Genomic DNA, 12913 nt, shown 5'->3' on the forward strand with positions numbered 1-12913 from the left:
GCCATGACCAGCGCGGTCCTATGTGCCGCTGGTGCCTGGGCTTCTTCTTTCCTGCGCATGCATGCGGTTTCGCTGCCGCAGGCCAGCGTCCGTCAGACCGCCCTACGGACCGGTCCTGCACCGGATCTTGGCGGAGCAATCTACACGTCTGAGTGTGCCCTGACGCGCCGGATCGATGGCAGCTACACGATAGCTATGCCCGACCGTTTCTGCCGATGTTCATCAAACGACGCAAGGCCGTCGAGATCGGCATCCGGTCGCTCGTTCTTTCAGGGCCCGGAAACACTTGGTCGCTGGCATCTCGACAGGCCGACCCCCTTTGAGCGCATCCGCGTCCTCGATCCCGCTCCGGACATGCGGATGATGGCGACTATAATGGCACGGATAAAAGCCCTGTTCCCCGCTGTTGCCGATGCCGGCGTCGTGTCCTCCTGGGGTGGATATGTCGATTCCACACCAGACGCCATACCCGTGATTTCGCCAGTGGAGAGCATCGGCGGTGTGTTCGTCGCCGCAGGCTGTTCCGGACACGGCTTCGGCGCCGGCCCTGGCATTGGCCATCTGGCGGCGGATCTGGTAGCGGGCGACGCGGCAAGTGTCGATCCAGATCCATTCCGCCTGTCGCGCTTCACGGACAGATCGAAAATTGTAATTGGCGCCATCTGATGCAGTTTTCCCGCGTCGCGACGGCAAAGAGCGCTGAGCGATTGCGGGTCTGGCCGCATATCTGCAGGCTCAAGCGATCTGGACGGTTTCGTGGCCGATCTGGCCGATGCGGTCGCACAGGTGCATCGCCGGCAGCTCGCACGGCAGGAACCTGAGGGTCGCGGATGCGTGCGGGATGACGGGCGAGACTATTTGCGATCTTCGTGGCGACTATGCCTCGGTCCTTCGGCACATCACGGCTCGGCATTGCAGCCCAAGACCTGGAGAGCGACGTCCGGGAAGCCGGGGTTACTGGAAGAAACACTGCTAGTCTAAACCTCTGCCGGAAGCCGCAGGAGTGGATTCTCACGTGATGCCAGATTGATGAACTGCTGCAATAATCCCGTTTCGCCAACTCGGCTCCTTAGCAAAGAGATGGAAACCCTATGTCAATCCAAGATACAAGCTCTTCCGCCAAGCTGGCTTTCATCCATACGGTTTCCGGTCTTGTTTTCGAGTTCGAGGGCCTCGCCAAAGAACATTTTCCGAACTGGAAGCCGTTCGCGATCCTCGACGAGAGCCTCTTGAGAGATACCATTGAGCGCTGGTCGCTGTCCGATCTGACGAAACGAAGGCTCGCCATCTACATATGGTCGGCAGTCGACGCCGGGGCAGGTGCAGTTGTCGTCACATGCTCGACTCTCGGACCGGCAGTCGATGCCATTGCCCCGCTTTGCCCTGTTCCGCTGTTCCGTATTGATGAGGCATGGCCAAAGCCGCTGTCGAGCATGGACACCGCATAGGCGTCTTAGCAACCTTGTCTACGACGCTGGTGCCGACAGTGGATCTGCTGAGGCGCCAGGCATGCGATGCCGGTAAGGACGTAGCGATCGACCATGAGCTTATTGAGGGAGCCTTTCAACTCCTCGCCGGCGGAGATATCGAAGCCCATGACGCGCAAATCCGCCAAGTTCTCGAAGAGTTGTCGCAGAAGGTCGATGTGGTCGTTCTTGCGCAGGCCTCGATGGCTCGTGCAGTGAGCGGCACGGCTCACCGCGTTCCAGTTCTGACAAGCCCCGTACTTGGGGTTGAAAACGTGAAACGGCGTTTAGAGCAGCGATAGGTGGGAGAAGATGCCATTGCCGCCCATACTCGACTATCGATTGCCACAGCTGTAACGGGACTGATTAAGAGAGACAAAGCACCCAGATCGCGCTCATCAAAGTAGACGACTGGGAAGCGTGACGGATCTTTATGCCCTGATCGCGCTGGGTCAGACTGGCGAGGCTTTAAGTCGGGAATTCATTCAATGAGCCGTACAGCATGCGGCTCATTGAAGTGTGCCCAGGATGGCCACAGGGGAGGGAGGGTGTTCGGCCGAATTTGTAACCCTTCGTATCTGAAACGGGTCAGCATACTTTTAGATACCCTTCTCGCCACTCGTGGAAAATCCCCGATACAACTCCGCTTCATACAGCAAGCGAACATCATAGTTTGCAGAGCTGGAGACCGAGATGCCGAACAAAGCAGTGTCGCTCTTAGAGGTACGGAAAATATTAAACGAGTTCTGCGCTGAGAACGGCTTGTCTATAGGAAGCGCGATCGCCATCGATGCAGCAAAGCACCTCATCAAGATCACTGCCACAGACGTAACTTCTGCTATAATGGTCCGATCCTCACTGGATCACTGGATGGTAGAACGCACTGCGTTCGCAGCCTGAGAGATAGATCCAGCTCCCAACCTCATGTTCCAAGCGAAGAGTTACCGCTTGCGAAACGAGCTCCCAAGTTGGATCGCCACGGTGTCGGAAGCCTGTTTCGTGGGAGCAGGTGCGGCCAACGGCATGACTCTTTCACGATGACAACTTAATCGGGCCTGGTACTGGATCGCTATCGCGATTGAGTGGCGAAGCGCAGCTCCCAGTAAGGACCTGCGCCTTGCAAGTCGCAAGTTTTAACGGACCTTCCTGAAGGCCGCACGCAGCTCCTCTGCGAATATATCAGGCTGCTCCCAAGCCGCGAAATGCCCCCCATGATCAACCTGATGGTAATAGTTTATCGACGGATAAGCTTCCTTGCTCCAGCTCTCCGGCGCCTTGTAGATCTCTTTCGGGAAGACGGTGATACCAACGGGAATTTTGATATCCTTGGTCTTCTGAGCATCTGAGCTGAAGTTGTTGTTGTCGTTCTCCCAATAAAAGCGGGAGGCTGAAGCGCCACTGTTGGTCAGCCAATAAAGGGTAATGTCATTGAGCATTTCGTCTTTGGTGAGCACGCGTTCCGGCTCTCCGTCGCTGTCGCTCCATTGCACGAACTTCTCGTAGACAAAGGATGCAAGACCGGCCGGGGAATCAGACAGCGAGTACCCGATCGTTTGGGGCCGCGTGACCATCATTGCTCCATACGCAGCATTTCTGCCGAAGAATTCGCTTAGAGAATTGTAGGCATCTCGCTCCAATGGCGACAGATTGGCCGGCGCAGGCTCGCCACCATTGATACGCTTCATGAGCGAACCAGGCACGGTAGCCGGCATATTCAGATGGATCCCGAGGAGCCCCTCCGGTGCTTGCCGAGCCAGTGCATCGGAGATCACCGAACCATGGTCGCCGCCTTGAGAAACATAGCGAGTGTAGCCAAGGCGCTTCACCAGCGTATCCCAGGCTCGCGCGACGCGATCGGGCCCCCAACCCAAGTCTGTCGGATGGCCTGAGAAACCGTATCCGGGGATTGAAGGAATGATCACGTCAAATGCATCTTCCGCCTTGCCGCCATATGCGGTCGGGTCAGTTAACGGACCTATGACCTTTATAAACTCGAAAATCGAGCCCGGCCACCCGTGCGTCAAGACCACAGGAAGAGCGTTAGGATGGCGGGAGCGGACATGCGTAAACTGTATGTCTACACCGTCGATCGTTGTGACGAATTGCGGCAAAGCATTGAGCTGATCCTCAGCCTTTCGCCAATCATAGTTGCTACCCCAGTAGTGGACGAGTTCTCGAACCCGTTCCAGCTGAATTCCCTGAGAGATGTCCCCAACAGTCTCCTTATCCGGCCAACGCGTGTTCAAAATCCTATTCTTCAGATCATTGATTTGCGCTTGCTCGACATGGATCCGAAATGGCCGAATGCTTTCATCTGCGGTTGAGTTGTCGACTTGGTCTTTGAGGCCACTGTCAGCCGCCAGGACAGGTTGAAAGTTGGCCACGGAAACAAGCATCGTCGATCCAAGGGCCAGAGCAGCTCGTCGGCCCCATCTTCCGATGTGTGCAGCTTGATTCATAGTTATCTCCTTCGCATTTCGTTCCGCGACTATTTCGCGCCAAGAACAAGTAGATGCCGATCGTATCCCGGCTGTTTCTTAGGGCCTGCTGCTGCGTCACGAAGTGTTTGCTTCCCGACCCCCCGAAACGTGCAGATACAAATGTTGCCAGTGCTGGTTACTGATGCCAGCTTTGCCAGCCTGAAAGCGCGAGCGGCTGGGCGATCGCTCAACCCCCGCCAGCGCCGCCTTTAGATTGTGCTTCCGCGCCCCTAACACTGTGGACTTGCTAACAACCATCCACCGGTCGGAATCGTGGCGGCGAATTCTTCTGCCTCGTCCAGAACAAGGAGTGCGTCGGTCCAAGCACAAGATGCGCCGGGAGGTCATCGCCGCCCGGCTCAAGGGCAACCACCGTGAGCCCAGATGTCCTACTTCGGCCCGAAAAACCTCGGGGAATTCGCCCAACGGCCTTTTAGCTGATTGACAAGCGGCAGATCGGGGCGTCCCGGCACGACCCCCAATCGAGGAAAGGTTGAATATGGGGTCTGAGCGCTTACTCCTTATCCGAGGCTCTGCTCAAGGGCCTCGAAAGTGACCACACCGAGCACTATTGACCAGGTCGTCGCATACTTGGCTCTTGGCGTGTCAAGGTCTCCAGGTCTTTGTTGAGTAAGCTCAGCTACGGGGTGAGAATGGCCCGTGGCTCGAGCATGCCGTCGAGACCGTAGGCGCCGATTTCTCTGCCAATGCCGGATTGTTTGAAGCCGCCGAACGGTGCTCGCGGATCGTGGGGGGCGCCGTTGACCACAACGCGGCCAGCAATCAACCTTTCGGAAAATTGCCTGGCACGGTGCAGGTCAGATCCCAGCACATAGGCCTGTAGCCCGTAATCGCTGTCGTTGGCGATTTTGACGGCTTCGTCCTCATCCGCATAGGCGATCAGGCACAACACGGGACCAAATATTTCTTCACGAGCAATCCTCATATCGTTCGTCACGTCCGCGAAAATAGTCGGTCGAGCGAACCATCCTTTTTCGAAGCCCGCGGGTCGGCCAGTCCCGCCTGTAAGAAAGGTGGCTCCTTGTTCGGCGCCTAGGCGAATGTAGGTTTGAATTCTCTCCCACTGAGCGCGGCTTGCAAGCGGCCCAATCCGAACCTCGGGGTCGCGAGGGTCACCGACTTTCAGCCTTTCGGCTTCTATCCTCAGCCTCTCCGAAATCTCGACTAGTCGAGACCGTGGCGCCAGGATTCGGCTTCCCGCAACACAGGCCTGACCGCTATTTGCGAAACCGGACATCAACGCGATAGGGATCGCCTCTTCAAGGTCGGCATCTGACAGAATGATTGTTGGCGCCTTGCCTCCCAGTTCCAGAACCACTCTCTTGATTCCGTCGATGGCTGCGTGCTGAATGATTTTCGCTGCCTGCGTGGAGCCGGTGAAGCTGATAGTTGCTACATCCGGATCGTTCGTAAGCGCCGCGCCGACGACCGGGCCTGTTCCGTTGACAATATTGAGAACGCCTGCAGGGAGGCCAGCCTGATGCAGCCGTTTAGCAAGCACTTCGGTTTGAAAGGCACTCTGTTCAGCCGGTTTGATGACCAGGGGTGAACCGGAACCGATCGCATGAGCGAGCTTGGTGGCGATAAATCCGAAGTTGCTGTTCCAAGGCGTGATAGCGGCGAGCACCCCGCGCGGGAGCATCCTTACCGTGCTTTTACCAACAACTCGTTCAAAGTCGTAGGCAGCCACGGTTTCTGCCATGACATCGAAGATCGATGCCGTGTTCTGCACTGAAAACTCGGTGAAGTAAGCGGGAGCTCCGTACTCCTCTGTCATGGCTTGAACAAGCTCATCGGGCCTCGCTGCGATCACATCGCGAAGGCTCCTGAGCATATCAATGCGCTCTTGCGTCGTTGATGCCGCTAAAGCGGGAAAAGCTTGCTTAGCGGCCTCCACCGCAGCCTTTGCGTCTTCCGCATTCCCAAGCCGCACGTCGCCAATTTTCTCTTCGGTGGCCGGGTTGATGAGCTCTGACCGCTCATTGCCCTTCGGCACCACGAATTCGCCGTTGATGTAGACATGTTCGATTGATCGCATTGATCGGGCCTCAATAAGGTATGGTTCGGGATTTGGCTGGCCCCAAGGCCGCCAGGGGCAGATCGAATGTTGCGCGCTATCATTGCCGAAGGAGAGACAGCATCTCCTCGGCTTGTGTCTCTTCTGTTTCGGGTCGGACGCAAAACGAAAGCTCGTGTGGCAACCGTCGACACGGTTGAAACAGAACCCCCGATGAAATCTTGCTTAATGCACTCCTTTGGAGGGACGTGCGTCGATCGCCCTCAAGCTGATGCGCCTAATGTAGCTTTTGCCTATTATGCTGATAAGCAGACCAAACCTGCACGAGCTGATAAGGGAACAAGGACAATGATGCGCGGATCACTTGCGGAGCTTGAGGCGGTGGTCGCGGTTGCCGCACGCGGCGGCTTTCGCGCAGCCGCCCGCGACCTGGGTATCTCCTCCTCCGCACTAAGCCAGCAGATCGGCGCGTTGGAGACCCGCATCGGTGTGCGGCTCTTCAATCGGTCCACCCGCAGCGTAGTGCTGTCAGCAGCTGGCGAGCGGTTCGTTTCGGAGATTACACCGGCGCTGGCTGCGATCCGGAGTGCCATTGCCCATGCCGACGAGCATCGAGTTGAGCCGACGGGTACGCTACGCTTAAACAGCTCGATCGGCGCTACCAGAATGATCCTTGCCCCCGTCGTGATCGAGTACATGCGCCGCTATCCGCAAGTGGCGGTGGAGATTGTAACGGAGGATGCGCTTGTTGATATCAACGCGCAGGGCTTTGATGCTGGAATCCGGATCCGTGAGACCGTGCCGCCGGATATGGTGGTTGTACCGATCAGCGACAGCATCCGCCCTGCGATTGTCTGCGCACCGGAATACTTGAAGAACTACGGAGAACCGGAAGTCCCCGCCGATCTTCAGGCTCATCAGTGCATCCGGGCTCGCATGGCCAATGGCGCCTTATATAGCTGGGAATTCGAGCGCAGGGGGCAGACCTTCAGCATAACCGTCCACGGCAAGCTGACGCTCGACGACAGCGACCTGATACTTCGCGCCGCGAGAGAAGGGGTGGGACTGGCCTATCTGAACGAGTGGCAGGTTTCTGAAGACCTTGCGAATGGTCGCCTTCAGAAAGTCCTCGAAGATTGGACGGCTCCCTATCCAGGCCTTTGCCTCTACTATCCGGGCCGCCGTCACATACCCGCGAAGCTACGCAGTTTCGTCGAACTCATCAGAGAGGTCAGACGGGAGTAGGCTCCATCGCTGCCCGCGAGAGATAGGAAAGGAACGGCTCCTGCCACGTGGATGAGCCGATCTGCGACGGCGTCTAATTAGACGTTACGCCATCCGCTTGGCCGGCAAGGGCGAGGGCGCAAGCTTGATATCCTGCGCGCCGTCGTCGCTGCGCGCAAAACCATCGCGCCCGCCGGAGGTGTGGGTTCTGCCGGCTCAAAGGACATTCTCAATCTCGGTCATGGCAGACTCCTTTCGTTCCGCCGCCAACAGCGGCGCTCTCTGACAAGATTGTTCTGACCGATCGGCAAATCCGGCATGTTTGCCAAAACGCCGAATGTGTATCGAAGCGTCGCCGGTGACCACCCGCTGGCGCCCGCATTGTCCAAAACACGAGGCTGGCCCGATCAGCGGAAAGTCACCTCAGCCGCCAGCCCCCCACCTTGCCGATTATAGAGGCGCACAGAGCCGCCGATCGTTCCCGCAAGCTGCTGGGCGATCGCAAGTCCAAGACCTGTTCCGCCTGTGTCACGGTTGCGCGATGTCTCAATCCGGAAGAAGGGTTGCATGGCGCTATCCAGCATATCGTCAGGGATGCCCGGGCCGCGATCCAGCACGGTAACGACGACATCGCCCTCGCCACTCCGCTCGACGGCGATCTCGGCGCTACCGGCGAACTTGATGGCGTTATCTATAAAGTTCGTCAGTATCCGTCGCAGCGCGTGCGGTTTGGTCGACGCCGTGCCCTGGATAACGCCGAGAACGGTTACGGCTTTTCCGGTGTCCTGGTAGTCGTAGGCGATGCTGTCGATGAAGGAGGCAAGATCGATCCGAGAGGTCTTTTCGCCGTTGCCGTGCGAGCTGCGCGCGTAGGCAATGCCGTCCTGCACCAGCCGCTCGATCTCCCGCAGGTCGCTGACCAGCTTTTCCTTCTCCGGCGTATCGTCAGCCATATCGGCGCGCAGCCGCATACGGGTGATCGGTGTCTGCAGGTCGTGCGAGATCGCCGCGAGAATCTGTACACGCTCCTCCAGATAATGCGCGATCCGGTCGCGCATCGCGTTGAAGGCGCGGGCAGCGTGGGCGACTTCACTCGGCCCGCCGGCGCTCATCGGCGATCCCTTTTTGCTTGGATCGAGCGCCTCGGCCGCTGCGGCAAGCGCGCTCAGGGGGCGGATGGCCTGGCGCACCGCAAACCAAGTGCACAGAACCAAAAGCGCCATTTGCGCGGCGAAGACATAGGGCAGCCACTCGGCCAACGGCATGACGCCGCGCGGGGTGACATCGATCGTCAATGGCGCGCCGTCGGACAACGTCAAGTGGGCCTGAAGCCTCTTGCCATCACCCGGGATGGATTCGACCCTGAGCGGAAACTTGTGGCCGGCCGCCTCCTCTATTCTTTCCGCGATCTCAGCGCCCCGGCCGGACATGTCGGAAACACCCGGAAGGCCGGGACCGAGAACAAGGCGATAATTGCCGCGGCTCAGCCGATCGACCCAATCGGCTCTCTCGTTGGCGGGAAGGCGATCAACGACGGCGATCGACGTCGCCAGATCGCTCTCCAGCGTGCCGAGCATGACGGCCTTGGCCGACATATAGCGTTCGGCAAAGAGGATGCTGAACGACAGGCCATAGGCAATGGCGAGACCGGCGAACAGGATCAGAAAGAGCCGGGACCGCAACGAGCCCGGCCACCAGCCGATGCGACGGCTGCCCTCTCTCATGCCCTCGGCTCCGAAATCTCGACCGGAACCGAAAAAACATAGCCTTCAGCGCGCACCGTCTTGATGTAGGTCGGCTCGCGTGCATCGTCGCCCAGCCGCTGGCGCACGCGGCTCACCAGGAGATCGATTGACCGGTCGAACAGCTCCGCATCGCGACCCTGCGTGAGATTGAGCAGCTGGTCACGATTGAGGACGCGTTGGGGATGATCGATGAAGACCCTGAGCAGCCGATATTCGGCGCCGCTCAAGGCGATCTCCGTTCCCTCCTTGTCGAGCAGATGACGTCCGACCGTATCAAGGCGCCAGTCACCGAAGCTCAAAAGCCGACCGGCCTCGCTGATCTGCAGGTTGGGCGGCAGCATCCGGGTCCGACGCAGCACAGCCTTGATCCGTGCGAGAAGCTCGCGTGCCGCGAAGGGTTTCGGCAGATAATCGTCGGCACCCATTTCCAGTCCGATGATCCGGTCCATCTCGTCGTCGCGCGCCGTCAGCATGAGCACGGGCGTAGCTTTGTGCTTACCGGCCCGCAGCTCGCGGCACAGGACCAGGCCGTCATCGCCCGGCATCATCACGTCGAGCACGATCAGATCGACCGTGTTCCCCTCCAGAAAGGTTCTCATCTGCCGCCCGTCGGCCGCCACGGTTGCGCGCAAGCCATTCTTTTTCAGGTAGTTCGAGACCAGTTCTCGGATTTCTCGGTCGTCGTCGACGACAAGGATATGATCGATGTGTTCCATGGATGCTGCCTTCAACGTTCCGACACTCCTAAAAGACCCGCTACTGCGTAACCAACTGGCAGACTCACTAAAGATAACGGTTCGCCGGCCGCGGCAAGCTTAAAGCTTCGCAACGTCCAAAACGGCTTTGGCAAAAGCCTCAGGCGCTTCCTGCGGCAGATTGTGTCCGATGCCACCGCTGACATTGCGGTGTTCGTATTTGCCGGAAAACTTCGCCGCATAGGTCGACGGATCTGGATGTGGCGCGCCATTGGCATCACCTTCCATGGTGATCGTCGGCACGGTAATTACAGGAAATTTCGCAAGCCGGCTTTCATAGGCATCATATTTGGCTTCGCCCTCAGCCAGCGCAAGACGCCAGCGATAGTTATGGATGGTGATTGCCACATGATCCGGATTATCGAAGGCAGGCGCCGAGCGATTGAAGGTTTCGTCGCTGAACTTCCAGGTCGGCGATGCCGTCTGCCAGATCAGGCGGACAAAATCGAGAGTATTGGCGGCGTAACCGGCGCGGCCGCGTTCGGTGGCAAAATAAAACTGGTACCACCAGGACAGTTCCGCTTTCGGAGGGAGAGGCTTCTCGTTGATCTTCTGGCTGCCTATGAGGTAGCCGCTGACCGAAACCAGGGCTTTGCAACGTTCGGGCCAGAGAGCAGCCATGATGTCGGCGGTACGAGCGCCCCAGTCATAACCTGCAACTACGGCTTGTTTGACACCTAGTGCGTCAAGGAACGCAATCATGTCGGCCGCAAGTGCGGCTTGCTGGCCGTTGCGGGGTGTATCGCTCGATAGAAAACGGGTCGTGCCGTAACCGCGCAGATAGGGGATGAGCACGCGATACCCTGCCGAAACGAGAATCGGTGCAACATCGACATAGCTATAAATGTCATAGGGCCAACCGTGCAGGAGCAGGACAGCCGGGCCGTCCGCGGGGCCTGCTTCGGCGTAACCGACGCTGAGCACACCTGCGTCGATCTGTTTTAAAGGACCGAAGGATGTATGTCCCCCACTCTTGGCAGATGCCGAAGACGCGGCGGTGGTTTTGGCATTAGCCAGGCCCGTTGCGCCAAGTTCGACAGCTGCGACGGTCATGGCTGCGATACCGAAGAAACGGCGGCGCTGAAGGTCGATCTGGTGGGTAGTCATTGCTTTCTCTCCGATCCGTGTTGATACGATCGACAAGAAGCCTGGTTCATGTATCCCCGATGTGTCTTGAGACAATCGATTGTGAATAGTTCTGTAGCAAGGCCTTGCTCAGATACATTCTGATACGTTCCCTTGCTCCCCGCCACGAGGAAAAGCGTCACCGCGTTAAAAGCTGTCGTCCAAGCGCCTCTTCTACATTTCCATACAAATCCACTAGAGCCCGGACACATCCGAGATACGTCACGTCTCCAACCTGGCATCATTGCTGGTCGCGCCACATCGCCGTCCAGAGCCTCTAAATCTTGTTTCAAAGGAAACGATGATGACGCTTTTGATCATTGCCTATCTCGGCGGGGCGCTGACTATCCTCAGCCCCTGCATCCTGCCCATCCTTCCCTTCGTCTTCGCACGTGCAGGAAAGCCGTTTCTCCGCAGCACGCTGCCTATGCTTACCGGCATGGCGGCTACATTTGCCGCCGTCGCGACGCTGGCGGCTGTTGGCGGCAGTTGGGCGATCAACGCCAATGAATATGGCCGGCTTGCCGCTCTCGCGTTGCTTGCCGTATTCGGCATCAGCCTGATCTCACCGCGCGCAGCGAGCCTCATCACCCGGCCGGTCGTGGAGTTCGGCAGCCGCCTGGCCAATGCCTCCGGCAAGGCCGGCACCGTCCCCACCGTCGCAAGCTCGCTGATCCTGGGCATCGCCACCGGCCTGCTTTGGGCGCCCTGCGCCGGGCCGATCCTCGGCCTTGTGCTGACGGGTGCAGCACTGCATGGCGCCAATCTTGAAACAAGCTTGCTGCTTGCCGCCTATGCCGCCGGCGCTGCCACCTCGCTTGCCTTTGCGCTATTGATCGGAGGCAAGGTCTTCGCCGGCATGAAACGGTCGCTCGGCTTCAGCGAACGGATCCGTCAGATCCTGGGCGCCGCCGTTCTGGCCGGCGTCACCATTATCGCGCTCGGCCTGGATACCGGCCTTTTGTCAAGACTGTCGTATGCCAGTACCGCATCCTTCGAACAAACCGTCCTCGACCGGCTGCGCACCAACGCGGGCGCCGCGTCGCAGGTCGCTATCAATTCCAACGTGATCCCGGTGAGCACCGCGGCGCCGTTTCGGTCAAATCTGCCTGTCGAAGGCCCTGCACCTTCACTGAATGGGGCTGTGGAATGGTTGAACTCGCCGCCGCTCGCTACCGGACAACTGCGCGGCAAGATCGTGCTCATCGACTTCTGGACCTATTCCTGCATCAACTGCATCCGCACCACGCCCTTCGTCCGCGCCTGGTACGAGAAGTACAAGGACCAGGGTCTTGTCGTGGTTGGTGTGCACGCCCCGGAATTTGCTTTCGAAAAGAAGATCGACAACGTCAAGCAGGCCGTAAGCGACTTCAAAATTGGTTACCCGGTCGCGATCGACAACAACTACAAAATCTGGCGCGCGTTCGACAACAGCTATTGGCCGGCGCATTACCTGATCGATGCGAAGGGCCAGATCCGGTACCACCATTTCGGTGAAGGAAACTACCGACAGACCGAGCAGGCAATCCAGGATCTGCTGCGCGAGGCAGGTAGCGAGACGAAGGCTGGCTCACCCGTAGCGCCGAATGCAAAAGGCGCCGAGGCAAGCCCGGATCTGAAGCACATTCGTTCCGGCGAAACCTACCTGGGCTACCAACGCGCCACGGGTTTTGCATCGACGGAAGCTCTTCGCGCCGACGCGTCCCAACTGTATTCGCTCAGCAGTCCCGGCCTGAACGAATGGGGCCTCTCCGGAACCTGGACGATCCGCGCGGAACAGGCGGTTTTGGACCGACCCGATGGCAGCATCGCCTACCACTTCAGCGCCCGTGACCTGCATCTGGTCCTTGGTCCCGGCCATTCGGGAAAGCCTGTCCGCTTCAAGGTGACGATCGACGGGAAAGCACCTGGAGCAGATCACGGCGCCGATGTTGATAGCGATGGCAACGGCACTGTCACCTCTACGAAGCTCTATCAGCTCGTCCGCCAAGCCGGCGATGTGGAAGCACGAAACTTCGAGATCCGCTTCCTCGACCCGGGCGTCGAAGCCTACGCCTTCACCTTCGGCTGAACCGATAGC

8 protein-coding genes and 2 pseudogenes are annotated in these 12913 nt (G+C 58.7%); 4 read left to right on the forward strand and 6 right to left on the reverse strand.

Annotated elements, in window-relative coordinates:
• The first annotated feature begins 57 nt into the window (after nt 1-57).
• Together AM571_RS20235 and AM571_RS20240 are read left to right on the forward strand one after the other, a co-directional pair.
• A complete protein-coding gene (locus AM571_RS20235) occupies nt 58-666 on the forward strand; it encodes an NAD(P)/FAD-dependent oxidoreductase (protein WP_237358568.1) in 609 nt (202 codons plus the stop codon).
• 425 nt (nt 667-1091) lie between these two features.
• Nucleotides 1092-1768, forward strand: a pseudogene (locus AM571_RS20240) (aspartate/glutamate racemase family protein).
• 831 nt (nt 1769-2599) lie between these two features.
• Here AM571_RS20240 and AM571_RS20250 read toward each other — a convergent pair.
• Complete coding sequence (locus tag AM571_RS20250) at nt 2600-3925, reverse strand: epoxide hydrolase family protein (RefSeq protein WP_074062936.1); 1326 nt, start codon at nt 3923-3925, stop codon at nt 2600-2602.
• 661 nt (nt 3926-4586) lie between these two features.
• Nucleotides 4587-6005 (reverse strand): aldehyde dehydrogenase family protein, encoded by a 1419-nt coding sequence (locus AM571_RS20255; RefSeq protein WP_074062937.1) that lies wholly within the window; start codon nt 6003-6005, stop codon nt 4587-4589.
• 330 nt (nt 6006-6335) lie between these two features.
• Here AM571_RS20255 and AM571_RS20260 point away from each other — a divergent pair, with 330 nt between their 5' ends.
• The gene (locus tag AM571_RS20260) at nt 6336-7229 is read left to right on the forward strand and encodes a LysR family transcriptional regulator (RefSeq protein ID WP_074063385.1); all 894 of its coding nucleotides are present in this window, start codon (nt 6336-6338) and stop codon (nt 7227-7229) included.
• Nucleotides 7230-7343: 114 nt separating this feature from the next.
• Here AM571_RS20260 and AM571_RS37485 read toward each other — a convergent pair.
• The 4 genes and pseudogenes from AM571_RS37485 to AM571_RS20275 all read right to left on the reverse strand — a co-directional run.
• A pseudogene (locus AM571_RS37485) lies at nt 7344-7451 on the reverse strand (peroxiredoxin); the annotation flags it as partial.
• A 164-nt stretch (nt 7452-7615) separates the two neighbouring features.
• Complete coding sequence (locus tag AM571_RS20265; RefSeq protein WP_074062938.1) at nt 7616-8932, reverse strand: sensor histidine kinase; 1317 nt, start codon at nt 8930-8932, stop codon at nt 7616-7618.
• A complete protein-coding gene (locus AM571_RS20270; protein WP_074062939.1) occupies nt 8929-9669 on the reverse strand; it encodes a response regulator in 741 nt (246 codons plus the stop codon). The genes AM571_RS20265 and AM571_RS20270 overlap by 4 nt, the downstream gene beginning before the upstream one ends.
• Nucleotides 9670-9768: 99 nt before the next feature.
• Entirely contained in the window at nt 9769-10815 is a 1047-nt protein-coding gene (locus tag AM571_RS20275; RefSeq protein WP_074062940.1) for an alpha/beta fold hydrolase, read from the reverse strand.
• Between the two features lie 319 nt (nt 10816-11134).
• Between AM571_RS20275 and AM571_RS20280 the strand changes: the two genes are divergently transcribed.
• On the forward strand, nt 11135-12904 hold the full coding sequence (locus tag AM571_RS20280) for a cytochrome c biogenesis protein DipZ (RefSeq protein ID WP_132552264.1): 1770 nt from the start codon (nt 11135-11137) through the stop codon (nt 12902-12904).
• Nucleotides 12905-12913: the final 9 nt, after the last annotated feature.

Source organism: Rhizobium etli 8C-3, assembly GCF_001908375.1.
Classification (GTDB): Bacteria; Pseudomonadota; Alphaproteobacteria; order Rhizobiales; family Rhizobiaceae; genus Rhizobium; species Rhizobium etli_B.